The following is a 24,445-nucleotide window of genomic DNA, read 5'->3' on the forward strand; positions in this document are numbered from 1 at the left end:
GAACCGTCGTCATCCCTGTTCCGCCTCATCGCTCAGTCCTGCGCCGACACGCAGTGACGAGCAACGCTAGGTGTGTGTGGACACGCGGGGAATGGGACGCGGACGACCCTGGTACTTCGTCCTAGTACGCCCTGATCAGGCGAGCAGCCGCCGGATGTCCCGGCGGCCGGACAGCCTCAGTCGCGAGACGATGTTGGCCACGTGGAAGTCGACGGTCTTCTTCGAGAGCCCCAGGACGGTGGCCATCTCGGCGCTGGTGTAGCCCTCGGCGACCAGCCGAGCGACCTCCCGTTGCTTCGCGGTCAGCGCAGCCAGCGGGTCGGTGGACTGGCTGGCGAGGTGCTCCGCCGTCGCCTGCAGGATCTCGTTGCAGCGCTTGACGAACCCGTCCGCCCCGAGCCCGCGGAACTCCTCCCTCGCGGCCTCGTAGTAATCCATCCCCGAGGTGGGGTCCCCGTGGAACGAGGTGAGCGTGCCGATGACGATGCGCGTCCACCCTCGTCCGAGCGCGTCCTGCTCGTCGTTGATCAGCGTTCCGGCCCGCGCCGCGGCAGACAACGCGTCCGCGCCGCGCCCGGCGTCGTGGGCGGCCAGACCCTGGTGCGCCCAGTAGTACGCCGCGTTCGTGCCCGGCGAGGTGCCCTCCCACCGCAGAAGGAGCTCACGGTGCTCGTCCGTCGATCCGGCGTTGCGCAGCGCGATGGCCTTGAGCGCGAACCACTCGTCCTGGTCGTAGATGCGGCGGTAGCCGGAGTCGTCGAACTCGGCGAGGCACCGGACCATCTCCTTCCAGTCACCGGCGTTCATGGCGAGGGCGATGCGCGCATGGAGGATGACGATGTCCGCGGCCACGCTCGGTCGTTCGGTCACGGCTCTCCGGGCCCGGTCGACGAGGTCGCGCGCCGTGCCCACGTCACCGGAGAGCGCGGGCCAGATGGCGTCGGCCGCCATCCCCGCGCTGGCGCCCGCGACGTAGGGGGTCGAGCCCGCCTGCGTCGCGGCGAGGGAGGAGTCCTGCCGGGCGCCTCGCCAGTCGCCGTGCCGGAACCGCGCGAGCGCCAGCTCGGCCACGACGTTCGCCCGGTCGAGCGTGCCCTCGAACGAGAGGCGCAGCGCCCGTGAGAACGAGACCACAGCGCTCCCGGACTCCTGCCGTCCCAGGTGCACGCGTCCCAGTGCGACCAGCGCCCGAGCGTGGACGGAGGTCATCCTGTTGGCAGCCCGGGGCCCCGCAAGCTCGCGGGAGAGCCGGTCGAAGGCGCGCGTGGTGCCGAGCGTGTGCCACTCGACCAGCGTGGACGTCGCCATGGTGTCGAACCAGGCACGAGACCGCGGACTCCCCTTCTCGGCGCGCACGCCGTCGAACGCCTGCGCCGCGACCAGGACGAACTCGTGCGCCTCCGCCCATCGACCCTGCTCCGCCAGGCCCCATCCGACGGCTGACGCCAGGTCAGCAGCGTCGGCCGGCTCCTCGGCAAGTCGCGTGGCCAGCAGCCGGCGTACGCCGTCGAGCGGATCAGCCCAGGGGCGCTCAGACCCCGGTGGCGGCGGGACCATCGCCGCCAGGCGCTCCCAGCTCCCCTGGGCAGCGGCTTCGCTCAGCAGGGTCAGCGTGCCGCCTGCTTCGTGCTGAGCCTCGTCGACCATGGGTGAAACATACGTCGGCCGCAGGCCGGGGGCGGGGCTGCGGCCCGGCGCTCACGGGAGGTCGGGTGGCCCCGCGCGGACGCGGGGTTCAGGCGCGGGCAGGTGGGTAGAAGGTCCACACACCCCGCACATCACGCATCCGACTCGAGGAGTGCCCGTGAAGAACCGCCGCCCGCTGCGCGTCGCCCTGACCGCCCTCGCTCTCGCGCTCCCGGTCCTGGCCGTCGCGACCGTGCCTGGTCCCACGAGCGCGGCCCCGCCCGCACCTGCGGCGGCCGCGAAAGCGACCACCGTCCGGATCATGACCTTCAACATCCAGTACGGCGGTGAGGAGAAGGAGGGCGAGAACCTGGGGAAGATCGCTGGGGTGATCAATCACTACAAGCCCTCCGTCGTGCTCCTCAACGAGGTCGATCGGAACCTCCCCGACTGCAAGGGCGGGGAGTGCAACCAGGCCGTCTACCTCGCCAAGCTCGTCGGCATGAAGGCCAGCTACTTCCCGATCGAGCACAAGGAGGGGAAGCACTGGAGGGGCAACGCCATCCTGATCCGGAAGAACTACGACTTCGTCGGCAAGGTGGGCAAGACACGTCTCCAGCCGAGGGAGGGAGTGAGCTGCTACGAGCGGGGAGTGATCGGGGCCAAGATCGGCATCGGCAGCAAGCGGATCGTCGTCGGCTCCACGCACCTGGACTTCCGGGAGCCGCGCCAGAAGTGCCCCTACAACGGAGCGGCCCCCACGACCCTGGACGTCCCCTACGAGCAGGCGCGGTTCCTGCGCAAGAACGTCATCCGCCGGCCGTCCTGCGCGACGTTCCTGGCCGGCGACATGAACCGGGTGCCCGGCAGCAAGACGTACAACGTCCTGACCAGCCGCCTGAACGACGTCTGGAAGACCAAGGCGGCCCAGGGCAACGGCTACACCAACGGCTTCGAGTCCGGCGGCAAGAAGAAGCGGATCGACTACATCTTCTTCAAGCACGCCCGCGCCGTCTACGCGGACGTGCCCGGCACGGAGCCGGACGACGACTTCCCCTCCGACCACAAGCCCGTGATGGCGACGTTCAAGGTGTCGGCCGGACAGTCCTGCTGAGCCCAGTCGCGCCAGAGGCATCGCGCCTCAGCAGTCGGGGTGGCGACCGTGTGGCGGCGTTCGTCGGGTCGGGGAGCCGACGAGCGCTTCCCGCGACTCGTGAGGCCTCGGCGCGTCACCCGCCGGGTGGGGCGTCGACGTCGGCGTCGGATCCGCCGCCCGTCGGGGCAGGTCGCACCAGCGCGACGCCGAAGCCCACCGCCACTCCCGCGACCGCGGCCATGACCGCCGCCGCCCACCAGCCGCCGGCCAGCCCGACGAGTCCGAGGCTCATGCCGGCGACCACCAGGCCGGAGCCGGCGGGACGCGAGCGGCGTGCCCAGCAGTGCGGAGCGCCCAGCAGCAGCGCGCCACCGAGGCCGAGGAGCGCCACCCCCAGCGGTCCGGTGGCACGACGTGGACCCCAGTCGAGGGTGGGCACCCGCTCGCCGTCGGCGCCCTCGAGCTGGACCACGGAGCCGTCCCAGAGGTAGGCGGTGGCCGGGCCGCCCTCGAGGCCGCGGGAGTCCAGCACGGTGACGGAGGTGTCGGGCCGGCGCGGGCGGGTGAGGGTCCAGAGGTCGGCCCCTCCCCTGCCCTCGTGCCGGTCGAAGTCGAGCGTGCCGGGCGATGCGCGCAGGCACCCGTCGGCGGGCTCGGACTCCGCGCACACCGGCGCTCTCGTCATCGCGAAGCCGGTCGCGAGGTCGGAGCCACCCTGGAAGGTCATCGCCACACCGAGCAGGAGCAGCAGCCCCGCGGCGATGGTGCGCAGGCGCATGCGGGGGACCTCGGGCGGCTCGAGGAAATGGAAAGACCCGCCCACGGTCTCGGGTCCGTAGGCGGGTCTGAGGAAGACACTATGCGGGAGCCGGCAACATCCGTTCCACGATTCGTCCACAGTTCGGGAACAAGCCGGTACGGGTCACCGCACGGCGTAGAGCACGATGTCGTCCAGGTAGCGCCAGACGGTGCCGGTCTCGCGGAAGCCGGCGCTGCGCAGGGTCTCGAGGTGGAAGCCGAGGCTGACCTTGGGCGGCGGGGTGTGAAGCTCCTGCCCCCAGGTCTCGCGGCGGCGAGCGGCGGCGTCGGCGTAGTGCGGGACCGACTCCGCGGCGTCCCACCAGGCGTCCCAGGTGTCGACGCCGCCGGAGCCGAAGGCGGCAGACTGCACGCGCTCGTCGTCACGGGCGGCGATGCCGAGCAGGGTGGGCTCGGTGGCCTCGTCGTAGAGCAGGTGGTCGCCGTTGAGGACGATGCCGCCGGGGCGGACGAGGCCGGCGAGCTCGAAGTAGACGCGGGCGAGGGCGCCGGGCTGGAGCCAGTGCAGGGCGGTGGAGCTCACGACCGCGTCGTACGGCGCGCCGGCGACGCGGGCGTCGCTCACCCAGGCCGGGTCGTCGAGGTCGAGGCACGCGACGCTGGAGCCGGGACGGTCGGGGACGAGGTCCTCGGCGATCGCGGTGAGCAGCGGGTCCTTGTCGACCACGACGACCTGCGCGTGGGGCAGCTCGGCGAGGACGGCCGCGGCCAGCGAGCCGGTGCCGCCCGCGAGGTCCAGGACCCGCGGCTGCGCCACGTCGGAGCAGACGTCGGCGACGACGCGGGCGATGGTGGCGAAGCGCTCGGCGCGGTGGCGGATGTAGGCCGTCTGCTGCGCCGACCAGCGGCGCTCCAGGTCGCGGGCGGTGTCGAGCCTCGTGGTGTCGGTGGTGGTGGTCATGCCGTTCCTTTCGTGGGGAGGGTGAACTCGAAGTGCGGATGGTGGCCGGCGTGCACCGCGGTGGTCACGCCGTAGACGGGGTCGAGCACGGACGGCACCAGGACCTCTGCCGGCGGCCCGTCCGCGACCACGCGGCCGTGGTCCATGACGACCACGACGTCGGCCCAGCGGGCGGCGGCGTCGAGGTCGTGCAGGACCACGACGCTCGTGGGCGCGATGTCGCGGACCAGGCCGAGCACCTCGAGCTGGTGGCGCGGGTCCAGGTGGTTGGTCGGCTCGTCGAGCAGCGCGTGACCGGGCGCCTGCACGAGCACGCGGGCGATCGCGAGCCGCTGGAGCTCGCCGCCGGACAGGACCCCGACCCGCGAGGTGGCGCGGTCGGCGAGCCCGACGCGGTCGAGCGCCTCGGCGACGAGCTCGTCGGTGCGCCGCGGGCGGCCCACGAGACCGCCGGCACGGGCCAGCGCCCCGAGGCCGGCCTCCTCGGCGACCGTGAGCGACGGGTCGGCGTCGCCGCGCTGGGCGACGAGCCCGACCCGCCTGGCGAGGCGCCGGCGCGACAGGGACGTCGCGTCGGCGCCGTCGACCAGCACCCGACCGCCGTACCGCTGCCCCGCGCGGACCACCGCACGCAGCAGGGTGGACTTGCCGCTGCCGTTGGGGCCGACGATCGCGACCAGGGCGCCCGTCGCGACGGTGAGGTCGGTCGGGTGCAGCAGCACCGTCGCGCCGGCGCGGACGGTCAGGCCGCGGAGCTCGATCACCCGAGGCCGGCGAGGAGCTCGCGCAGCTGCGCGGGGCCCTGGAGGCTCAGCACCGACGGCGGGTCGGTGTAGGAGAACGGCAGGGCGACGACGCGGCCGTCGCGCACGGCGTCGAGGTCATCGACGCCGGGGGCGGAGGCGAAGGCGTCGAGGGTCTCCTGCGGGTCACCGCCGGAGTAGAGCAGCACGATCGTGCCCGGGTCGCGCGACAGGACGTCCTCGACGTTGACGTCGAAGACCCGCTCGTCGGAGTCGGCGTAGACGTTGGTCAGGCCGGCGGCCTCGAAGACCGGGGTCACCATGCTCGGTCCGCCGTACGGCGAGAGCACGCTGCCGCCGGAGGAGACGTAGAGGGCGACCGCCGTGCCGGCGTCGGGAGCGGTCTCGGCCGCCAGCTCGGCCTCACCGTCGGCGACGACCTCGTCGGCACGCTCGGACTCGCCGAGGATCGTGCCCAGGTCGCGCACCTCGGTCCAGACGCGGTCGAAGGTCGCGGTCTCGCTGAGCTCGGGGCCCGGGTCGTTGCAGTAGGCGGTCGGCACGTAGAGCGGGATGCCGGCGCGCTCCAGCGCGGCGCGGTCGACGGCGTTCTCCGGGGCGATGACCAGGTCGGGCGCGGCGCCGAGCAGCGCCTCCTGCGAGACGACCGAGCCGCCGGTCGCGTTGGTCTCGGTCGAGAGCAGCTCCAGGGAGCCGAGGGCGTCGTACGTCGCGTCGTCGTAGAGGCCCTCCTGGAGGTCCGCGGTGATGGCGACGACGCGGTCGATCGCGCCCAGGGCCTCGAGGTTGGCCACGGGGTCGTTGTTGACCAGGACGACCCGCTCGGGCGGCGCCTCGACGGTGACGGTGTGGCCGCAGTTCTGGATCTCGACGGCCGAGCTGGAGCCGGACGACTCCTGGTCGTCGTCGGCGTCGGCGGCGCAACCGGCGAGCGGCAGCGCGAGCGCCAGCGCGAGGGCGGGCGCGAGGACGGGCAGGCGGAGGTGGGACAGCACGGGGGCTCCTTGACGGGCGGTGGGTGACAGCGGGTGGCGCGGACGGATGGTTCTCACAGCGACTGCGCCCCCGAGCGGCGCAGGAGCACGAGCAGGAGGGGCGCGCCGACGATGCCGGTGACGACCCCGACGGGGATCTCGCGCGGGTCGAGGGCGGTGCGGGCGACGGTGTCGGCGACGACCAGGACGAGCGCGCCGAGCAGCGCGGAGGCGGGTACGACGGCGCGGTGCCGGCCGCCGACGAGGCGGCGCGCGAGGTGCGGCACGACGAGGCCGACGAAGCCGACCCCGCCCACGGCCGCGACCACGACGCCGACCATGGCGGAGGTCCCGGCCATCACCGCGAAGCGCGCGTGCTCGGGGTGCAGACCCGCCGAGCGCGCCGAGTCGTCGCCGGAGCCGAGCGCGTCGATGACCGGTGCGACAAGGACCAGCGCGGTGGTGCCGAGCAGGGTGGCGACGGTGGCGGCGAGCAGCATCACCGGCTGCACCGAGGCCAGCGAGCCGAGCAGCCAGAAGAGCACCGAGCGGGCCGCCTCCGGTGAGTCGGACCAGAAGAGCAGGAAGTTGGTGACGGCGTGCAGGGCGTAGCCCACGGCCAGCCCGGCCAGCACCAGCCGCAGCGGTCCGCGCTGCCCCGCGACGCCGCCGAGCAGCATCACGAGCACGATCGCGCCCACCGCGCCGATCAGCGCGGAGCCGGAGAGCGCGAGCGCGCTGCCTGCGCCGATGACCAGCACCGCCACGGCCGCGCCGGCGGAGGCGCCGGCGTTGAGGCCGAGCAGGTAGGGGTCGGCCAGCGGGTTGCGCACCAGCGCCTGCAGGACCGCGCCGGCCACGCCGAGCGCCGCCCCGGCCACGACGGCCATCGCCACGCGCGGCGCGCGGGTGCCCCAGACGATGACGTCCTCGGTGCGCGTCCAGCCGGCGTCGTACCGCGTGCCGAGCAGGTGGTGCCCGAGGATCCCGAGCACGTCAGCCGGTGCGACCCCGACGGGTCCGATCCCGAGGGCCACGGTGGTCGTGGCGAGCAGCAGCGCGAGGAGCAGGAGGTTCAGGCTCCCCTGGCGACGGCGCAGGGCGCGGACGGCGACGAGGGCGGCCGAGGGCGCCGCTCCCGCCGGCGCCGGGGTGGCAGCGGGGCTCGTCGTGGTGATCACAGACGAGAATGATTATCATTTTGCTTAGGAAGTGCAAGTCGGGGGCTCTAGCCGGCTGGCGCAGGGCGCAGTTTCCCCAAGGGATGCAGGCGAAGCTGCACTTCCCACGGTCTGCAGCGCGAGGGAAGTGACGCTCGGGCTGCATCCCTTGGGGAAACCGCCCCCCCTCCGCTCCGCGCTCAGGCGGCCGCGAGGTTGCTGACCGCAAGGGCCGTGAGTCCCAGGCCGATGGCGGTGATGCTGCCGGCGGCGATGACGGGCGCGACGCGCGACGCGAGGTCGACGACCCGGCGCGACTCCGCGAGCCGGATGACGAAGGACTTCCCGGCCAGGGCCAGCAGCCCCACGCCGAACAGCACGCCGGCCAGGCCGAGGCCGAAGACCAGCACGAGCACCAGGGCCAGCCCGGAGCGCCCGCTGAAGAGTCCCGCCACCAGCACCAGGAAGGCGGCCGGGGACGGCGTGAGGCCGCCGGAGATCCCGAGCAGGATGATGCTGGGCCGACTCACGCCCACCTCGTGCCCATGACCGTGTCCATGTCCATGTCCGTGCCCGTGGCCGTGCCCGTGGCCGTGGCCGTGACCGTGACCGAGCCCCGAGCGCGCGCTGCGGAGATGGCGCCGGATCAGCCACACGCCCAGCGAGACGACCAGCAGCCCGGCGACCAGCTGCAGGGCGCTGGTCAGCTGGCGCAGCTCGATGAGGCCCGAGAGGTCGAAGAAGGTCCACGCGACGGCGAGCACGAGCACCGACAGCGTGTGCATGACCGCGACGGAGCCCCCGAGCCAGGCGGCGTCGCGCACCTTGCCGTCGGAGCCGACGAGGTAGGCGGCGGCCAGGCTCTTGCCGTGACCGGGCCCGACCGCGTGCGCGGCCCCGGCGACGAACGCGATCACCAGCGCGAGCGGCGCGAAGTGGGGCGAGTCGATGGCGGCGACGAGCCGGTCGCCGAGCTCGGCGGCTCCCAGCGGGTCGATGGCGAGGGTCACGAGACGGTCCTCCTGCGGCTACGGCGTACGACGAGGGCGGCGGCGCCACCCGCTCCCGCCAGCCCGGCGAGGACGCCGGACAGCTGGAGCGCGGCGCTCTGGGCGAGGGCGTCGTCCGCCTCCTCCGGGCTGGTGGACCAGCGGTGCTCGGTCTTGGTGGCGGAGTAGGCGAAGCGCTGTCCGTGGGGCCCGGTCGCCATCGTCTGGTACGCCGGGTGCAGGTCGGTGAGCAGCGAGACCCGGACGTCGACGTCGTCGAGCGGGCCCGCGCAGCGGAACTCCAGCCGCACGCCGTCGGAGACCAGGTGCTCGACCGGCAGCACGGTCGGGGCGCAGGCCGCCCCCGTGGCCTCGCGGACGACGACGTGCCGGGTGAGGTAGCGGCCCAGCAGGGGCGAGGAGGTCAGCGCGTCCGCGTCACGCTTGACGGCGATCAGGCCGCCCGCGCCCTGCGACTCGTCGGCGTCCGTCAGGCCGATCCCGGCGGCGAGGTAGGAGTAGTCGTCCGGGGCGCCCGGCTGCCAGTGCACCCGGACGACTCCGGCGTCCTCGGCGAGCTCGATCGACACCGTCTGCGGCGGCCCGAACGGGTGGGCCTGCGCCGGGCTCGGCCACAGCAGCAGACCGAGGGCGGCGACGGCCGTCGCGACCGTCGCGGCGGCACGCGATCGTCGCGCGGGCATGACCAGCTCCTCGTCCGGCGGCCGTCGCGCGGCGCTCCTGGAGGAGCGCGCCGCGACCGCGGACGCAGTCCATCGTGGGCCCGGTAATGAACCGCTGTCGCAGCGTGGCGCCCAGGGGTACGGGACGTGAACAGCGCCGGGCGGCGCCCGACCGGACGCTAGGGCCGGCGGCCGGTGACGAGGTACTGCAGCTGCACCTCGTGCCCGGGCGCCACGCCGAGCCGGCGGTCGAGCTCGAGGACCTCGTGCAGCGGCGTCACCTCGACGTCGACGAGACCGCCCTCGCGCAGCACCTCGGCGGTCCGGTCGATGCTCGTGGCCTCGGCAACGGGCAGCGCCCGGCGGGCCGCGTCGTCGTACAGGTCGCCCAGCCCCTGCGGGAACCACGTGCTGTCGGCCATCGCCACCACCCCGCCGGGGCGCAGCAGCAGGATCCAGCTGGCCACCGCGACGAGCGGCTCGCGCAGGGTCCACATCACGTAGCGCCCGGTGATCGCGTCGAAGGAGCCGGCCGGGAAGTCGGGGCGCACGGCGTCGCCGCTGAGGATCCGCGGCGGGGACTCGAGGGCGGCGGCGTGCTCCCGCGCGCGGTCCAGCATCGCGGGCGCGAGGTCGATCCCGGTCGTGCGGTGCCCGAGGCGCGCGAGCAGGCAGGCGACGTGCCCGCTGCCCGTGCCGACGTCGAGCACGTCGGACGGCGCAGGCGGCAGCGCCGAGGACCAGATCCGACTCCAGATCTCGGTGTCGAGCTCGCGGCGCTCGGCGCGCTGCTGGTAGTCGTCGTACGACGGCGCGCGCTGCGACCAGTACGCGTCGATGGTGTCCTGGACGGGTCGGATCACGACAGGGCCTCCTGGATGGCGCGCGGTCGCGCGACGGACGGGTCGGACGGGGAGAAGAGCAGGTGCAGCTGGCCGTCGTGCTCGACGCGCCGCACGCCGATCTCGTAGACCGGCTCGAGCACGTCGGGGTCGAGGACGTCGGCGGTGGTGCCCGACGCCGCCACCCCGCCGGGGCCGAGCAGCACCAGGTCGTCGCAGTAGCGCGCGGCGAGGTTGAGGTCGTGGAGCACGACCACGGACGTGGTGCCGAGGTCGCGCACCAGGTGGGCGAGCAGGCCGAGGACCTCGTGCTGGTAGCGGATGTCGAGGTGGTTGGTCGGCTCGTCCAGCAGCAGGTGCGTGGCGCGCTGGGTGAGCGCGCGGGCGATGAGGACCCGCTGCCGCTCGCCGCCGGAGAGGCCGGCGAACGCGCGGTCGGCCAGGTGGAGAGCGCCCACGCGGCGCAGTGCGTCGGCGGCGACGTCGTGGTCCTCGGCGCTCGCGCGCTGGAACGTCGACAGGTGCGGGGTGCGCCCGAGCAGCACCATCTCGGCGACGGTCAGCGGCGACTCCCCCGGCGCCTCCTGCACCACCACGGCCAGCCGCCGCGCGGCCTCCCGCGGGCGCAGCGACCGCAGCGGGTCGCCGTCGACGAGCACGACGCCGCTCGGGCTGGACAGGGCGCCGTACAGGAGGCGCAGCAGCGTCGTCTTGCCGCTGCCGTTGGGTCCGATCAGGCCGAGGACCCGGCCGGGCCGCGTCGCCAGGGCGACGGCGCTCAGCACCTGCTGCTCGCCGTAGGACCAGGACAGGTCGTCGGCGACGATCACGAGCCCGCTCCGAACCGCTCGACGATCCGCTCGAGCCCCTCGACGGTCAGCGGGGTGGGCGGCTCGGTGAAGTTGAAGAGCTGCGGCATCAGGTCGCCGTTGGCGACGGCCGTCAGCTCGTCGGCGCCCGGGAGGTCGCCGATCGCCTTCTCGACGTCGGCCGGGTCGCCCTCGCTGTGGAGCAGGACGAGCACGTCCGGGTCGCGGCCCAGGAGCTCCTCCAGGGTGACCTCGAAGACCCGCTCGTCCACGTCGGCGAAGGCGTTCTCGAAGCCGGCCGCGCGCAGCTGCGCGTCGGCCATCGACTTCGTCCCGTAGGCGTACGTCGTACCGCCCCCGACCGTGGGGTAGAGCACCGCGGCGGTGCGCCCGGACGGCTCCCCGACCTCGGCCTCCACGGCCGCCAGGCGCGCCTCCAGCTCCGTCACGGCCTGCTGCGCCTCGGCCTCGCGCCCGAACACCCGTCCGTAGGTCTCCAGCTGCGAGGTGACGTCGTCGAAGTCGGGGTGCTCGACCCCCTGCTCGCAGAGCGCGGGCTCCTCCAGCAGCGGGATGTCGACGGCGCTCAGGGTGTCCCGGGCGAGGTTGTCGACCTCGCCGAGGACGAGGTCGGGCTCCTCGGCGATGACGACCTCCTTGGAGATCTGGAGGTGCCCGCTGCTGTCGAGCTCGTCGGTCAGCAGCGGCACGTCCTCGAGCTCGGCGAGCGTCGCGTCGTCGTAGTACTCCTCGGGGTAGGACCCGGCGCGCGCCGTGACCCGGTCCATGACGCCGAGCTCGTGCAGGAAGGGCACCGCCGCGCTCTTGAGCAGCACGACCCGCTGGGGGGCACGGTCGAAGGTGACCTCGGCGCCGCAGTTGTCGACGGTGACCGGGTAGTCGCCGGTGCTGGTCGAGGTGGGTGCCGTCTCGTCGCTGTCGGCGCCGCAGCCGGCGAGCACGGCCGCCAGCCCGAGCGCGAGGGCGGCGGCGACGGCGGGACGGGGTCGGGCGAGGGACACGGGGCTCCTAGGTGAGGTCAGGCGGCGGTGGCGTGGAGACGGCGGATGAGCAGGAGCAGGAAGGGGGCGCCGACGAGGGAGGTGATGATCCCGATGGGGATCTCCTGCGGCTGCAGCAGCGTGCGGGCGATGACGTCGGCCCAGACCAGGAGGACCGCGCCGATGAGCGCGGCCACGGGTACGACGCGCACGTGGGTGGCGCCGACCAGGCGGCGCGCGAGGTGCGGGACGACCAGGCCCACGAAGCCGATGCTCCCCGAGGCCGAGACGACGACGCCGATGCACAGCGCGACCACGACGAGCAGCAGCATCCGGAAGCGCTCCGGCGAGATCCCGAGCGTGTGCGCGGTCTCGTCGCCGATCGCGAGGGCGTCGAGGCGCCGTCCCCACAGCGTGAGGAGCGCCGCGGTGCTCAGCACGACCACGGCCACGACGGCGAGCGGGGTGTTCCACTGCGCCAGGCCCAGCGAGCCCAGCAGCCAGAACATCACCGACCGCGCACCCTCGGCCGAGCCGGAGGCGAAGATCAGGAAGCTGGTGGCGGCGTACAGCGCGTAGCCGACGGCGACGCCGGCCAGCAGGAGGCGCACCGAGGTGACGCGCCCGGCGCTGCGGGCCACCAGGAACACCAGGACGGAGGCGGCGAGCGCCCCGAGGAAGGCGCTGACCTGCAGGGCGTGCTCGCCGAACCCGGCGCCGATCCCGAAGAGGATGGCCGCGGCCGCGCCGCTGGAGGCGCCGGAGTTGACGCCGAGCAGGTAGGGGTCGGCGAGCAGGTTGCGCACCATCGCCTGCAGGGCCACGCCGCACACCGCGAGGCCGGCGCCGACGAGGCATGCCAGCAGCACGCGGGGCAGACGCACCTTCCAGACGATCGAGTCCGTCGAGTCGGTCCAGCCCCGCTCCCCCGGCCAGCCGATCAGGTGGTGCCCGATCACGCCGACCACGTCCGACGGCGCGACCCAGACCGCCCCGAGCCCGACCCCGCCCATCACGGTGAGCAGCAGGGCGACGCTCAGCCCACCGGTCCATGCCCAGGCTCGCGCGCGTCGCGAGCCCAGCCCCAGGTCGTCCCGCTGCACCTGCGGCGGCTCGACCAGCGTTGTCGCCCCCACGGTGTTGTTGCGCATGATGTGCAACAACGTAGCGAGACCGATCGAGCGCGCGGGGACGGGGGTGCCTCCGCAGCGTGAACCGCCGGTGTCCGGCAGCCGCTGGCACGGGGTGCCGTTTCCCCAAGGTATGCAGGGGAAACTTCACTTCCCTCGGGCTGCAGCGCCCGGGAGGTGACGCTTCGGCTGCATCCCTTGGGGAAACCGCCGCCTCGCGCCAGCGAGCTCAGCCGCGCCGCGTCGCGCGTACGACGACGTCGTGCAGCGTGGCGGCGTGTCCCTCGTGGGCGCCGGTGGCGCGCTCGCGCTCCTCGGCGGTGACGACGTCCCACCGGTCGGGGTCGAGGCGGGCGGTGATGGACGACGGCGTGGCGGAGGCCTCCGCCGGTGGGTGGTGGTCGTCGTGGCCGGTGTGGTGGGTGTGCAGGTGGCCGACGACCAGCAGCGTGCCGCCGGGGGCGACCCACTCGGCGATCCGGTCGTACAGCTCCAGCTGGGGGATCGCCGCGTGGGCGTAGTGCGTCATCACCAGGTCGAACCGCCCGTCGGGCTCCCAGGTCGCGAGGTCCGCCTCGACCCAGCGAACCCGCTCGCCGACGCCCTCCGACGCGGCCAGCCCGGCGGCGCGGGCCAGCGCCTCCGCCGAGATGTCGGCCCCGGTGACGTCCCAGCCGCGGGCGGCCAGCCAGACCGCCTCGGCGCCGCCGCCGCAGCCGGCGTCCAGAGCCGTCCCGGCAGGCAGCCCGGACGTCTCGGCCGCGAGGTACGGGCTCGCCGGGTGGGCTCCCATGACCGCGGGAGTCCCGTCCTCCCCGCCGCCCCAGCGGCGCTCCCAGTAGTCCTTGTCGAAGTCGTGCGTAGCGGGGGTCTCTGCGGCGTCGTCCATGCGCTCGATCGTGCCCACCCGCGTGCCGATCGGCAAGGTTTGTTGCCGAATGGCAAACTGGTGACCATGGACGAGACCATCGATCGCACGCTGGACGCCGTGGGGCCGCGCCTCAAGCAGCTGCGCGTACGACGTGACGTCACCCTCGCCGACCTCGCTGCCGAGACCGGCATCTCGACGAGCACCCTCTCCCGACTCGAGGCGGGACTGCGCCGGCCCACGCTCGAGCAGCTCCTGCCCCTCGCTCGCGCGCACGGGGTCACGCTCGACGAGCTCGTCGACGCCCCGCCCACCGGCGACCCGCGCGTCAACCTGCGTGCGATCAGCAGCGCCGACGGCGCGACGGTCCTGCCGCTGACCCGCCGGGCCGGCGGCATCCAGGCCTACAAGTTCGTGCTGCCCGCGGGCGAGGACGACGCCGAGCCGCAGCTGCGCACCCACGAGGGCTACGACTGGGCCTACGTCCTCGACGGCACGCTGCGGCTGGTGCTCGGCGAGCACGACCTGCTGCTGGCGCCCGGCGAGGCGGCGGAGTTCGACACCCGCACCCCCCACTGGTTCGGCGCGACCAGCGCCGGCCCGGTGGAGTTCCTCAGCCTCATCGGCAAGCAGGGCGAGCGCGCCCACCTGCGGGCGGCCCCACGCAGCGCCGGTTCGCCGTAGCCCACCGGCTCAGCCCGGCGCGGACCTGCCCTCGCGCCAGTAGCCGACGAACGTGATGTCGGACTTGGGAACGCCGCGCTGCTCGACCAGGTGCCGACGCAGCCCGGTGGGGAGCCGCGCCTCCCCCGCCACCCAGGTGTACGACGGCCCGGGCGGCAGCTCGGCCCGTCTGACGGTCTCCAGCACGGCCGCACCCGGGGGCCCGTCGCGGCCCTCGCGCGTCACCCACTCGATCTCGACGCCGGCGGGGCGTACGACGTCGGGCCGGACGTCGGCGGCCTCCGGCACCTCCAGGAGCACCCGAGCCACCAACGACGCGGGCGCCTGCTCCAGGATCGCCAGGATCGCCGGCAGCGCGCTCTCGTCGCCGACGAGCAGCTGCCACTCGGCGTGCGGGCGCGGGAAGTAGGTGAAGCCCTCGTCGAAGATGCCCACCTCGTCACCGGGCCGCGCGGCGAGCGCCCAGGCCGCCGCCGGCGCGTGCACGTCGTGCAGGGCGAGCTCGACGTCGAGCTCGTGCAGCTCCGGGCGGACGGCGCGCACGGTGTACATCCGGACCCACGGCCGTCGCGCCTTGGGCACGAGCAGCAGCTGCGGCATCCACGCGGTCGTCGAGGTGGTCGGCATCTCCAGCCGGGACTGCCCGGCGCGGGGGAAGAACAGCCGCACCGCCTGGTCGGGCCCGGAGCGCTCCAGGTGCTCCAGGCCGGGCCCGGTGAGGGTCAGCCGCACGAAGTGGGGGCTGAGCATCTCGCGGCGCAGGACCCGGAGCGTGATCATCCGCCGCGACCGGGGCGGGTGGACGCGGGGCACGGCGACTCACCCTAGTGGCGCGCGAGCCGTGCCCGACGGGTATGCCGGTTCCCGGCACGGGGGGCCCCCGGGGCCGCTACCTTCGACTGTGTCCACCACCCAGGTCGCCAGTGCGCCGGAGCCGGTCCCTGCCGCTCCGCCGGCCTCCGGGCTGGCCGCGCTCCGGCTGGACCGGGCCTCGATCACCAAGCTCGTCGGCCAGGTCACCGAGGTGTCCGCCGGTGCGGTGGCGGTCTGCTACGGCCTCGGAATGATGGTGCTCGCTGGGCAGCTGCGCGCCCTCGGCCTGCACAACACCGGCATCCTCGCCGGCTTCAAGCACGACGACATCCTGATGAAGGGCTTCACGGCCATGGTCAGCCACGTGCCGTCCGTGGTGACGCTCGTGCTGCTGGTGGCCATGGTCGTCAAGGACGACGTGCGCCGCTTCATCTGCGACGCCCTCAGCCCGAAGCAGGGCCGCTCGCCGGCAGGTCTGGTGTGGGGGACGCGCCGGGTCGTGCTCACCCGCCTCGGCATCGCGGCCGTCTGCGCGTTCGTCCTCCTCACCTCCACCTGGTGGGAGAGCACCGTCGTGGTGGTCGCCCTGATGAGCTACCTGCTGGTCGCGGTGCGCACCCGCACCCTCATGACGCCCCGGGCCCTGCTGGGCACGGCCGCCGTGGGCCTGCTGGTGATCGGGGTGGCGACGACGTACCTCAACGCCAAGCCCCCGCCGGACGTCCAGATCGTCACCTCCGACGGTCGCACCGAGGTCGGCGGGCTGCTCGGCGTCGGCGAGGACGGCGAGTGGTACGTCGTGAAGTACGACCGCGACGCGCGCGACGGCGCGGACGACGGCCAGCTGCAGCTGATCCCGGACAAGCAGGTCGTGGACATCAAGCTCGACGAGCCGCCCGAGACCGGCGCCCCGCGGCTGTACACGCTGCTCCTCGGCGACTGACCCGAGCGGCGTCAGCGCGGATAGTCGCCGCCGGGCAGGCCGAGGGTCTCCTCGAGCGTGGCGCCGGTGCGCGCCAGCTCGGCCGCCAGGGGGCGACCGACGTAGCGCAGGTGCCACGGCTCGGGCTGGTAGCCGGTGACCTCGGTCGTGGCCTCGGTGTAGCGGACCACGAAGCCGTGCCGGACCGCGTGCCGCGCCAGCCAGCGCCCCTCGCGGGTGGCTGCGAAGCAGGCGTCGAAGTTGCATCCCGGCTCCGACAGGCTGCCGAGGTCGACGGCCAGGCCGGTCTGGTGCTCGCTGTGGCCGGGCCGCGCCGAGATCCGCTCGGCTGCCCGTCGACCCAGCCGCGCGACCGTCGCCTCGTGGACGCCCTCCTGGTAGCTGTGCGAGCGGAACGCGCTGGTGATCCGCATCGACGTCCCGTCCGAGCGCGCTGCCGCGAGCATCCGCTCCAGGGCCGGCGCGGCCGCGGGGCTCACCTGGTAGCCCTCGACGATCGCCATCGGGTCGGGCCGGTAGTCGGCGGGCGTGATCGGCAGCCTCTTGTTGACCACGACCCAGATGCTGCGCGGATCGATGGTGGAGTGCGCGGTCAGGTCGAACGCCGGTGGCGCCTCGCGCTCAGCCGGGGGCGCCGCCTGGGCCACCGACGTGGGTGACGACGGGAGCGGGGCCCGGTCGGTGGCCGAGGCCTCGGTCGAGGCGCACCCACCGAGCGCGGCCAGGCCGACGCCGACCACCGCCCCGAGGACCCACCGCTGGTGTCGTGCTGACATCACTGTGACTCCTTCACCGCCCGTCGGGCGTCCAGGAGCGGAGTGTCCGGAGCCGGGTCCGGATCACCGTGGGTCCACATGAGGCAGGTCACACGCGAGAAGGTGTAACCGATCGCCGGAGCCGGACACTGCTACTCACGTGTGGTCGGGACAGAGGGAAGGACAGCTCACGCTCGTGGACGCGCCGCCGCACCACCCGGGGGACGACTCCGACATCGGTGAGCTGTTCGAGCGCCACGCCCGCATGGTCTACCGCTACGCACGCGCCCGGCTGGACCAGGAGGACGCCGAGGACGCGGTCTCCGAGGTGTTCGTCGTGGCCGCACGCCGTACGCCGCCGGCCGGGCTGGACCCTGCCGCCTGGCTGCTCGGCGTCGCTCGCAACGTCGTGGCCAACCAGGTGCGCAGCCTGCGGCGGCGACGCGCCCTCGTCGCCCGCGCCGAGCTGACGGCACCGCGCAGCGACCCGGACCACGCGCCGTGGCTGGTGCGACTGGACGCCCTGCGGGCCGCCGTCGCCACCCTCTCGGCGCGCGACCAGGAGGTCGTGTCGATGCTGGCCGCGGCACCCCTGACCCCCGAGCAGCTCGCCGCCGCACTCGGTTGCTCCCCACGAGCGGCCGCCGTGCGCGTCCACCGGGCCCGTCAGCGGCTGCGCTCCGCGCTGGCGGCCACCGAGTCGGACGGCCCGACCGACACCACCCCCCGACCCGAACGGACCTCGTCATGACCGACCCCCTCGAGCAGGCGCGCGAGCGCCTCGCGCCGGTCGACCGCGAGCCGGACTGGCAGGCCCTGCGCCGCGACACCCTCGACCGCGTCGCTGTCGACCGGGCGCGTGAGCAGGACCACGAGCGTGCCGGCCGCTCGCGCCGCTGGACCGCGCTCGTGGCCGCCGCCGCCGTGGCCGCCGTCGTCGGAGGGGTCCTGGGCGTGACGCAGCTGACCGACCGTGACGCACCCGAGCCGCCGCCCGCAGCCACGACACCCCTGGACCGGCTGCCCGGCGACGAGGTCCTGGACGCACTGCACCGGACGGTGGTCGACGGCCCCGAGCCGCTGGCCGGCGACGTCACGCTCACCACGGGCTACGACGAGCGGACGAGGATCCGGGTCAGCCGGGACTCCGTCGTCCTCACCACCGAGCGCTACACCTACGCCGAGCAGGGGGCGCCCGGTGAGGCCCGCCGCGCCACGTTCGTCGATCACGCCCGTCGCGTGTGGCTGGCCACCGACGACGTGCGCGAGAGCCCGACGCCCTTCTCGCTGCTTCCCGCCCGGCTGCGGGCCGTGGTGACGACCGACCTGCTGGGTCCGCTCCTCGATCCCGCGGGCTGGCGGTCCTCGTCCGCCGGGCAGGGCAGCCCGCGCCCGGACGGCCGTCTGGTCCTCGACCTCGTGCCCGCCGCGACGCCGAAGCCGACCCGCGACCCCGTCTCGCTCGCAGGCGGCGACCCGGACGCCACCCACTCCTACGTCGTGGACCCCGACAGCCGGCTCGCGGTCCGGGTGCGCGTGGAGCTGGCCGCGGTCGCCGGCGTGACCCTGCTCGACGGGCGCATCACCTGGTCCCCCGCCACCGAGGTGAGGCTCTACGACCTCGTGCCGTCCGGCTACCAGGACCTCAGCCCAGGTCCGGCGTAGGCGTCGCGCCCTGTCTCGTCAGCCCGCCCGCGGTCCGGTGCCGGGTCGCGCACGGCCGGCGATGAGGCGTGGGCGCGTCCGACTGGCAGCATGGCGGGATGTCGGACCTTCCCCTATCAGCCGCCCCACGCCGCGAGACCGTCATCGGTCGCGGGATCACCTGGACCGCGCAGTGGAGCGCCCGTTGGGTGCTGATCGCGCTGGGCGCGGTGCTGCTCGGCCTGGTCGTCCAGCAGATCTGGGTCGTCCTGCTCCCGATCGCGCTCGCGCTGGTCCTGACGACGGTCCTCCAGCCACCCGCCCGCTGGATCGAGCGTCGCCTGCGCCTCCCCACGGCGCTGGCCGCCGCCACCACGCTGATCGGCTCCATCGCCGCGCTCATCGGCGTGGGCTTCCTCCTGGCACCCTCGGTGTCCGGGCAGGCCCAGGACATCGTCGAGGACGCCGGCGCCGGGCTCCAGAAGCTCCAGGACTGGGTCCAGACCAAGCAGTTCGTCTCCGCCGACCAGATCGACGCCGGCATCGAGGCCGTCCAGGACCGGCTCTCCGACAGCGGCGGGCAGATCGCCTCCGGCATCCTCACCGGAGTGGGGGCGGCCACCTCGGTCGTGACCACTGCCGTCATCTGTCTCATCCTGACCTTCCTCTTCCTCAAGGACGGCCGCCGCTTCCTGCCGTGGCTGCGGCGAATGTCCGGTCCCAGCGTCGGGGCGCACCTCGACGAGGTGCTCTCCCGCTCGTGGACGACGCTGGGCGGCTACATCCGCACGCAGGCGATCGTCAGCCTCGTCGACGCCGTCATCATCGGCGCCGCGCTGCTGCTGGTGGGGGTCCCGCTGGCCGTGCCGCTGGCCGTGCTGACGTTCTTCGCCGGGTTCATCCCGATCGTCGGTGCGTTCATCGCCGGCGCCGTGGCGGTGCTGGTCGCCCTCGTCAGCGGGGGCACGACGGACGCGCTGATCATCCTCGTGGTCATCATCGGCGTGCAGCAGCTCGAGGGGAACGTCCTCTCCCCCTGGCTGCAGGCCAAGAGCATGCAGCTGCACGCGGCCGTCGTCCTGCTGTCGGTGACCCTGGGCGGCACGCTCTTCGGCATCGTCGGGGCGTTCCTCGCGGTCCCGGTCGCCGCGGTGGCCGCCGTCGTGCTGCGCTACCTCGACGAGCAGGTGACGCTGCGCAGCGCGCCGGTCCCTGTCGACCTCACCGACGAGGAGGACGACGACCGCGAGGAGCCGGCCGAGCACTCCGAGCCATCAGGGGAGCCGGCCTCGGACTGACGCCCCGCGTCAGTGCGTGTGGGCGAGCTGGGGCGCCGTGTCGCGCAGGCGGCCCTGCTGCCACATCATGTGCACGAGCAGCGCGGCCATCACCACGCCGAAGGTGCCGAGCGCCAGGTCGCCGAGGGTGTCGTCGTAGGCGCCGGCGCGCTCGGAGGACTTGCTGACGAACGCGAAGTACTCCGCGATCTCCCACGCCAGCGCGGCGGTGACGCCGAACGCGAGGGCGCGCTCGATCGTGCGGCCGAGCGTGGCGCTGCGGTGGAGCGTCAGCAGGATGAACGCCGCCGCGAGCAGGCCGGTGTTGACGAAGTGCATCCAGTCGTCGAACCACCACAGGACGTCGTACAGGTCGAGGCGGTTGCCCAGGGTGTCGCTGAAGCAGGTGATGGTCACGAGCAGGTCGGCGACCCACGGGAACGACGCCCGCTCGCGCCAGAAGAAGTACCAGATCGCGGGCACGCTGAACGCCAGCAGCGAGTAGCCGACCGTGCGGGCGTTGGCGGCCTTGCCCTCGAGGTTGCCCCACTCGGGGTTGATCGTGGCCATGACCAGGAGCAGCAGCATCGTGCCCTTGGCGAAGATGTCGAGCCCCCGGGCCAGGCTCGGGGTGGGGTAGCGCACCGCTAGCGGAGCGTCAGTCACGCGTGAGCCTGCGGTGCGTCACCCGGTGCGGCCGGGCGGCGTCGACGCCGAGGCGCTCGATCTTGTTCTCCTCGTAGGCGTCGAAGTTGCCCTCGAACCAGAACCACTTCGCGGGGTTCTCGTCGTCGCCCTCCCACGCCAGGATGTGGGTCGCCACGCGGTCGAGGAACCACCTGTCGTGCGAGGTGACCACGGCGCAGCCGGGGAAGTCGAGCAGCGCGTCCTCGAGGGACGACAGGGTCTCGACGTCCAGGTCGTTGGTGGGCTCGTCGAGCAGCAGCAGGTTGCCGCCCATCTTGAGCGTCAGCGCGAGGTTGAGGCGGTTGCGCTCACCACCGGAGAGCACGCCGGCCTTCTTCTGCTGGTCGGGGCCCTTGAAGCCGAACGACGCGACGTAGGCGCGCGAGTTCATCTCGAAGTTGGCGACCTTGATGAAGTCCAGGCCGTCGGAGACGACCTCCCAGACGTTCTTGTGGGGATCGATGCCGCCGCGGCTCTGGTCGACGTAGGAGAGCTTGACCGTCTGGCCGACGACCAGGTCGCCGCCGTCGGGCTCCTCCTGGTCGGTGATCATCCGGAAGAGCGTGGTCTTGCCGACGCCGTTGGGACCGATCACGCCGACGATGCCGGCGCGCGGCAGCGAGAACGAGAGCTCGTCGATCAGGGTGCGACCGTCGAAGCCCTTGGTGAGCTTCTTGGCCTCGAGCACGATGTCGCCCAGACGCGGGCCGGCGGGGATGTTGATCTCCGAGGTGTCGATCTTGCGCATCCGGTCGGCCTCGGCCGCCATCTCCTCGTAGCGCGCCAGACGCGACTTGCTCTTCGTCTGGCGGGCCTTGGCGTTGGAGCGCACCCACTCGAGCTCGCGGTCGAGCATCTTGGCGCGCTTGGCGTCCTTCTGCCCCTCGATCTTGAGGCGTTCCTTCTTGGTCTCGAGGTAGGTCGAGTAGTTGCCCTCGTAGGGGTGGGTCGCGCCCCGGTCGAGCTCGAGGATCCACTCGGCCACGTTGTCGAGGAAGTACCGGTCGTGGGTGATGGCCAGCACGGCGCCGGGGTAGCTCTTGAGGTGGCCCTCGAGCCACTGCACGGACTCGGCGTCCAGGTGGTTGGTGGGCTCGTCGAGCAGCAGGAGCGAGGGCTGCTGCAGCAGCAGCTTGCACAGCGCCACGCGCCGGCGCTCACCACCGGAGAGGTTGTCGACGAGCATGTCGGGCGGCGGGCAGCGCAGCGCGTCCATGGCCTGGTCGAGACGGCTGTCGAGGTCCCACACGTTGGCTGCGTCGAGCTCGGTCTGCAGGTCGCCGGCCTCGGTCGCGACCTTGTCCTGGTCGGCGTCGGGGTCGCCCATCATCATGTAGAGCTCGTCGAGCCGGGCCATCTTGCCCTTGATCTCGCTGACGGCCTCCTCGACGTTCTCGAGGACCGTCTTGCCCTCGGAGAGGGGCGGCTCCTGCTGGAGCATCCCGACCGTGGCGTTGGGGTCGAGGATCGCGTCGCCGTTGTTGGCGTGCTCGAGGCCCGCCATGATCTTCAGCAAGGTCGACTTGCCGGTGCCGTTGGGACCGACGATGCCGATCTTCGCGCCGTGCAGGAACGACAGCGTCACGTTGTCGAGGACGACCTTGTCGCCGTGGGCCTTACGCACGTTGCGCAGGGTGAACACATACTCCGCCATGCCTCCGAGCCTACGGCTCAGCGGCCGCAGACGCCCAAACGGGTGCGCAGGCGTGGGGCGCTCAGGCGGCGGCCCCCGCGGAGCCGTCGGCGGGTGGCCCGCCCGCAGCCGACTCGACATTCTCCTGGGCGGACTCCTGGGCAGGCTCCTGGGCGGCTCCCTCGCCGGCGCGCGGAGCCCGGGCGAAGCGGCTCACGCCGCGGGTGAGGTCGTGGCCCACCGCGTCGGCCTCGACCTCGAAGGAGGTCACCTCCTGCCCACTCTTGTTGACGTAGGTGCGGGCGTTGAGCCGGCCGTGCACGATGACCGGGTCTCCCCGGTGCAGCGACGTGCCGCAGTGCTCCCCCAGCGCCCGCCAGGCGTTGACGGTGTACCACTGGGTGCTGCCGTCGACCCACTCCTGCGTGCTGCGCCGGAATCGTCGCGGGGTGCTGGCCACGCGGAAGCTGGCGACGACGGCGTCACCCGCCTGGCGCAGCTGCGGGTCGGCGCCGAGCCAGCCCTGCAGGGTCACCACGGTCTCGTTGATCATCTCAGTCTCTCCCTCGGTCGGGTCCTCGTGGACACGACCGACGCTCGACCCCGCCACCGACGACGAGGGCCGACCACCCGCACCCCTGTGCACGTGGGACGCCGGAGCACCCGCCTGTGCACGACGGGCGGCGCGGGGACCGGGGCGGAAGCTACTTCAGGGCGGTCGCGAGGTGCGTGCGCGCCTGCGTGTACGCCGCCAGCTCGGCCGCGACCGGCTGCACGACCAGCTCGTCGGCCACCTCGTGCACCGCCGCGCGCAGCCGCTGGTCGGCGGCGTGCGCCTTGCGTCGGGCGGTGACCGCGACCAGCCAGCGAGAGACGAGGTGCAGCAGCAGCCCCAACAGGATCCCCCCGAGCAGCAGCAGCGTCGGCAGCGCCAGCGGGCCGATGTCCGGGGTGCTCGGCTCGGACACCTGCAGGTAGCCCAGGACCGCGAGCAGGGCCAGCCACACGCCGCCGAGCACGGCGGCGGCGATCAGCACCCACTGGAGGGCGCGGACGGCGCCGGCCCACCAGGGCATCTTGGCGACGTCCAGGTCGGTGCCGCCGACGGCCCGGTCGAGCCGGTCGTTGAGGGCGGGCAGGCGCGAGGTCGAGGCCCGGCGCACCGCCTCCGCCCACGGGCGGCCGAGACCGGCCGAGGCGTCGTCGGCCAGCGCGCGGACCTCGGTGTCGACCCGGGCGCGCTGGACCGGCGTGGTCGCCGGCAGCGACGTGCGCGAGCGGCCGGAGAGCTGCCCGGCTGCGTCGCCCAGGTCGAGGTGGAGGCGCTTGAGCGGGTCGGGCTTGAGGCGGGAGAACCACGCGACGACCGGCCAGCCGGTCGCCCGCCCCGCGCGCATCCGCGTGGACCGCTCGACGGCGTCGACCACGGTGGGGACACCGGCCGCGTCGGCCAGGCTGTCCTCGAGGTCGGCGACCCGCTTGGCGGACAGCTCCCGGGTCTTGCCCGAGCCGGAGGCCTCCTGCATGCGCGCGGCGATGCCGCGCAGGTCGGCCTCGAGGCGCTGGCGGGTGGCCTGCTTGTCGGCGACCCGGCGCGAGATCTCGGCGCGCAGCTCGGGCATGCCGATGCCGTGGCGGGCGCTGACCGGGATGATCGGGACCTGCTGCAGGCCGTCCTGGTCGAGCAGGCGGCGCACGTCGGAGACCATCGAGTCGCGGCGGTCCTCCGGCACGGTGTCGATCTGGTTGAGCACGACCACCATCACGGCGGCGTGGGTCTGCAGCGGCTTGAGGTAGCGGTCGTGGATCGCCGCGTCGGCGTACTTCTGCGGGTCGAGGACCCACACCAGCATGTCGACGAGCTGGACCAGCCGGTCGACCTCGAGGTGGTGGCTGAGCTCGGTCGAGTCGTGGTCGGGCAGGTCGAGCAGCACGACGCCGTCCATCGCGGTGTCCTCGCGGCGGGTGTCGAGCATCGAGTCGCGGGTGGTCTGGTGCCGAGCCGGGATGCCGAGCCACTCCAGGAGCTCGTCGGCGCCCTCGGTGCCCCAGACGCAGGCGCTGGCCCACGACGTCGTGGGGCGGCGGACGCCGACGGCGGAGAGCTCCAGGCCGGTCAGCGCGTTGAAGGTCGACGACTTGCCCGACCCGGTCGCGCCGGCGATGCCGACGACCGTGTGCCGCGCCGACAGCCGCAGGCGCCCGGCGGCGCGGCCGGCCGCGGAGGCGGCCTCGTCGACGAGGGCGTCGTCGAGACGTCCTCGAGAGGCCTGGGCGGCGGCCTCGAGCGCGGTGATGCGAGCACCGATGTCGGTGCCTCGCGTGACCAGCTTCTTGGCTCCTTCGA

25 protein-coding genes are annotated in these 24,445 nt (G+C 73.5%); 6 read left to right on the forward strand and 19 right to left on the reverse strand.

What is annotated here, in order from left to right:
- Positions 1–135: 135 nt before the first annotated feature.
- Entirely contained in the window at positions 136–1,647 is a 1,512-nt protein-coding gene (locus IRQ30_RS14555) for a helix-turn-helix domain-containing protein (protein WP_193613702.1), read from the reverse strand.
- Positions 1,648–1,804: 157 nt separating this feature from the next.
- On the opposite strand from IRQ30_RS14555, the gene IRQ30_RS14560 reads away from it, so the two are divergent.
- Complete coding sequence (locus IRQ30_RS14560) at positions 1,805–2,740, forward strand: endonuclease/exonuclease/phosphatase family protein (protein ID WP_193613704.1); 936 nt, start codon at positions 1,805–1,807, stop codon at positions 2,738–2,740.
- 115 nt (positions 2,741–2,855) lie between these two features.
- Here the strand turns inward: IRQ30_RS14560 and IRQ30_RS14565 are convergent, their stop codons facing one another.
- The 12 genes from IRQ30_RS14565 to IRQ30_RS14620 form a co-directional block, all read right to left on the reverse strand.
- Positions 2,856–3,500 carry a hypothetical protein gene (locus IRQ30_RS14565; RefSeq protein WP_193613706.1) on the reverse strand — a complete coding sequence of 215 codons (645 nt, stop codon included), beginning with the start codon at positions 3,498–3,500 and terminating at the stop codon, positions 2,856–2,858.
- Positions 3,501–3,644: 144 nt separating this feature from the next.
- Positions 3,645–4,442 carry a class I SAM-dependent methyltransferase gene (locus tag IRQ30_RS14570; protein ID WP_193613708.1) on the reverse strand — a complete coding sequence of 266 codons (798 nt, stop codon included), beginning with the start codon at positions 4,440–4,442 and terminating at the stop codon, positions 3,645–3,647.
- The gene (locus tag IRQ30_RS14575) at positions 4,439–5,206 is read right to left on the reverse strand and encodes an ATP-binding cassette domain-containing protein (protein WP_193613709.1); all 768 of its coding nucleotides are present in this window, start codon (positions 5,204–5,206) and stop codon (positions 4,439–4,441) included. The genes IRQ30_RS14570 and IRQ30_RS14575 overlap by 4 nt, the downstream gene beginning before the upstream one ends.
- A complete protein-coding gene (locus tag IRQ30_RS14580; RefSeq protein WP_193613711.1) occupies positions 5,203–6,201 on the reverse strand; it encodes an ABC transporter substrate-binding protein in 999 nt (332 codons plus the stop codon). The genes IRQ30_RS14575 and IRQ30_RS14580 overlap by 4 nt, the downstream gene beginning before the upstream one ends.
- 53 nt (positions 6,202–6,254) lie before the next feature.
- Positions 6,255–7,361, reverse strand: a complete 1,107-nt coding sequence (locus IRQ30_RS14585) for a FecCD family ABC transporter permease (protein ID WP_338089713.1) — start codon at positions 7,359–7,361, stop codon at positions 6,255–6,257.
- 179 nt (positions 7,362–7,540) lie between these two features.
- Positions 7,541–8,350 carry a HoxN/HupN/NixA family nickel/cobalt transporter gene (locus IRQ30_RS14590; RefSeq protein ID WP_193613713.1) on the reverse strand — a complete coding sequence of 270 codons (810 nt, stop codon included), beginning with the start codon at positions 8,348–8,350 and terminating at the stop codon, positions 7,541–7,543.
- Positions 8,347–9,033, reverse strand: coding sequence for a hypothetical protein (locus IRQ30_RS14595; RefSeq protein ID WP_193613715.1), 687 nt, complete (start codon positions 9,031–9,033; stop codon positions 8,347–8,349). Before IRQ30_RS14595 ends, IRQ30_RS14590 begins: the two co-directional genes overlap by 4 nt.
- Before the next feature lie 158 nt (positions 9,034–9,191).
- On the reverse strand, positions 9,192–9,875 hold the full coding sequence (locus IRQ30_RS14600) for a methyltransferase domain-containing protein (RefSeq protein WP_193613717.1): 684 nt from the start codon (positions 9,873–9,875) through the stop codon (positions 9,192–9,194).
- Positions 9,872–10,684, reverse strand: coding sequence for an ATP-binding cassette domain-containing protein (locus IRQ30_RS14605; protein WP_193613719.1), 813 nt, complete (start codon positions 10,682–10,684; stop codon positions 9,872–9,874). The genes IRQ30_RS14600 and IRQ30_RS14605 overlap by 4 nt, the downstream gene beginning before the upstream one ends.
- Positions 10,681–11,685: an ABC transporter substrate-binding protein gene (locus IRQ30_RS14610; RefSeq protein WP_193613721.1), complete on the reverse strand. Its 1,005-nt coding sequence runs from the start codon at positions 11,683–11,685 to the stop codon at positions 10,681–10,683. Before IRQ30_RS14610 ends, IRQ30_RS14605 begins: the two co-directional genes overlap by 4 nt.
- 17 nt (positions 11,686–11,702) lie before the next feature.
- Positions 11,703–12,815 carry a FecCD family ABC transporter permease gene (locus IRQ30_RS14615; RefSeq protein WP_193613722.1) on the reverse strand — a complete coding sequence of 371 codons (1,113 nt, stop codon included), beginning with the start codon at positions 12,813–12,815 and terminating at the stop codon, positions 11,703–11,705.
- Positions 12,816–13,023: 208 nt separating this feature from the next.
- Positions 13,024–13,683, reverse strand: a complete 660-nt coding sequence (locus IRQ30_RS14620) for a class I SAM-dependent methyltransferase (protein ID WP_193613723.1) — start codon at positions 13,681–13,683, stop codon at positions 13,024–13,026.
- 66 nt (positions 13,684–13,749) lie between these two features.
- Here IRQ30_RS14620 and IRQ30_RS14625 point away from each other — a divergent pair, with 66 nt between their 5' ends.
- Entirely contained in the window at positions 13,750–14,346 is a 597-nt protein-coding gene (locus tag IRQ30_RS14625; RefSeq protein WP_193608296.1) for a helix-turn-helix domain-containing protein, read from the forward strand.
- 9 nt (positions 14,347–14,355) lie between these two features.
- Here the strand turns inward: IRQ30_RS14625 and IRQ30_RS14630 are convergent, their stop codons facing one another.
- Positions 14,356–15,159 (reverse strand): siderophore-interacting protein, encoded by an 804-nt coding sequence (locus tag IRQ30_RS14630; RefSeq protein WP_338089714.1) that lies wholly within the window; start codon positions 15,157–15,159, stop codon positions 14,356–14,358.
- An 88-nt stretch (positions 15,160–15,247) separates the two neighbouring features.
- On the opposite strand from IRQ30_RS14630, the gene IRQ30_RS14635 reads away from it, so the two are divergent.
- The gene (locus IRQ30_RS14635; RefSeq protein ID WP_193613725.1) at positions 15,248–16,102 is read left to right on the forward strand and encodes a hypothetical protein; all 855 of its coding nucleotides are present in this window, start codon (positions 15,248–15,250) and stop codon (positions 16,100–16,102) included.
- Between the two features lie 11 nt (positions 16,103–16,113).
- Here IRQ30_RS14635 and IRQ30_RS14640 read toward each other — a convergent pair whose 3' ends face one another.
- Complete coding sequence (locus IRQ30_RS14640; protein ID WP_193613727.1) at positions 16,114–16,878, reverse strand: M15 family metallopeptidase; 765 nt, start codon at positions 16,876–16,878, stop codon at positions 16,114–16,116.
- 175 nt (positions 16,879–17,053) lie between these two features.
- Here IRQ30_RS14640 and IRQ30_RS14645 point away from each other — a divergent pair, with 175 nt between their 5' ends.
- The 3 genes from IRQ30_RS14645 to IRQ30_RS14655 all read left to right on the forward strand — a co-directional run bounded on the left by IRQ30_RS14645 (position 17,054) and on the right by IRQ30_RS14655 (position 19,799).
- Positions 17,054–17,608 carry a sigma-70 family RNA polymerase sigma factor gene (locus IRQ30_RS14645; RefSeq protein ID WP_193613729.1) on the forward strand — a complete coding sequence of 185 codons (555 nt, stop codon included), beginning with the start codon at positions 17,054–17,056 and terminating at the stop codon, positions 17,606–17,608.
- Positions 17,605–18,522, forward strand: a complete 918-nt coding sequence (locus tag IRQ30_RS14650; protein ID WP_193613731.1) for a hypothetical protein — start codon at positions 17,605–17,607, stop codon at positions 18,520–18,522. The genes IRQ30_RS14645 and IRQ30_RS14650 overlap by 4 nt, the downstream gene beginning before the upstream one ends.
- Positions 18,523–18,620: 98 nt before the next feature.
- The gene (locus IRQ30_RS14655; RefSeq protein ID WP_193613734.1) at positions 18,621–19,799 is read left to right on the forward strand and encodes an AI-2E family transporter; all 1,179 of its coding nucleotides are present in this window, start codon (positions 18,621–18,623) and stop codon (positions 19,797–19,799) included.
- A 9-nt stretch (positions 19,800–19,808) separates the two neighbouring features.
- Here the strand turns inward: IRQ30_RS14655 and IRQ30_RS14660 are convergent, their stop codons facing one another.
- From IRQ30_RS14660 to IRQ30_RS14675, 4 genes are all read right to left on the reverse strand, one after another.
- Complete coding sequence (locus tag IRQ30_RS14660) at positions 19,809–20,444, reverse strand: DUF2238 domain-containing protein (protein WP_193608301.1); 636 nt, start codon at positions 20,442–20,444, stop codon at positions 19,809–19,811.
- Positions 20,437–22,119, reverse strand: a complete 1,683-nt coding sequence (ettA, locus tag IRQ30_RS14665; protein WP_193613736.1) for an energy-dependent translational throttle protein EttA — start codon at positions 22,117–22,119, stop codon at positions 20,437–20,439. The genes IRQ30_RS14660 and ettA overlap by 8 nt, the downstream gene beginning before the upstream one ends.
- A 61-nt stretch (positions 22,120–22,180) precedes the next feature.
- On the reverse strand, positions 22,181–22,651 hold the full coding sequence (gene ssb, locus IRQ30_RS14670; RefSeq protein ID WP_193613738.1) for a single-stranded DNA-binding protein: 471 nt from the start codon (positions 22,649–22,651) through the stop codon (positions 22,181–22,183).
- A gap of 151 nt (positions 22,652–22,802) precedes the next feature.
- Positions 22,803–24,428 (reverse strand): YfjP family GTPase, encoded by a 1,626-nt coding sequence (locus tag IRQ30_RS14675; protein ID WP_476703678.1) that lies wholly within the window; start codon positions 24,426–24,428, stop codon positions 22,803–22,805.
- Positions 24,429–24,445: the final 17 nt, after the last annotated feature.

The sequence above is a fragment of the Nocardioides lijunqiniae genome (assembly GCF_015024225.1).
GTDB lineage: Bacteria > Actinomycetota > Actinomycetes > Propionibacteriales > Nocardioidaceae > Nocardioides > Nocardioides lijunqiniae.

Bases quoted from the DNA above. Each gene is read 5' to 3' on its own strand.
- ssb (WP_193613738.1), bottom strand. From the start codon at position 22,651: ATGATCAACGAGACCGTGGTGACCCTGCAGGGCTGGCTCGGCGCCGAC.
- ettA (WP_193613736.1), bottom strand. From the start codon at position 22,119: ATGGCGGAGTATGTGTTCACCCTGCGCAACGTGCGTAAGGCCCACGGC.
- IRQ30_RS14655 (WP_193613734.1), top strand. From the start codon at position 18,621: ATGTCGGACCTTCCCCTATCAGCCGCCCCACGCCGCGAGACCGTCATC.
- IRQ30_RS14620 (WP_193613723.1), bottom strand. From the start codon at position 13,683: ATGGACGACGCCGCAGAGACCCCCGCTACGCACGACTTCGACAAGGAC.
- IRQ30_RS14595 (WP_193613715.1), bottom strand. From the start codon at position 9,033: ATGCCCGCGCGACGATCGCGTGCCGCCGCGACGGTCGCGACGGCCGTC.
- IRQ30_RS14650 (WP_193613731.1), top strand. From the start codon at position 17,605: ATGACCGACCCCCTCGAGCAGGCGCGCGAGCGCCTCGCGCCGGTCGAC.
- IRQ30_RS14615 (WP_193613722.1), bottom strand. From the start codon at position 12,815: ATGCGCAACAACACCGTGGGGGCGACAACGCTGGTCGAGCCGCCGCAG.
- IRQ30_RS14570 (WP_193613708.1), bottom strand. From the start codon at position 4,442: ATGACCACCACCACCGACACCACGAGGCTCGACACCGCCCGCGACCTG.
- IRQ30_RS14625 (WP_193608296.1), top strand. From the start codon at position 13,750: ATGGACGAGACCATCGATCGCACGCTGGACGCCGTGGGGCCGCGCCTC.
- IRQ30_RS14640 (WP_193613727.1), bottom strand. From the start codon at position 16,878: ATGTCAGCACGACACCAGCGGTGGGTCCTCGGGGCGGTGGTCGGCGTC.
- IRQ30_RS14565 (WP_193613706.1), bottom strand. From the start codon at position 3,500: ATGCGCCTGCGCACCATCGCCGCGGGGCTGCTGCTCCTGCTCGGTGTG.
- IRQ30_RS14555 (WP_193613702.1), bottom strand. From the start codon at position 1,647: ATGGTCGACGAGGCTCAGCACGAAGCAGGCGGCACGCTGACCCTGCTG.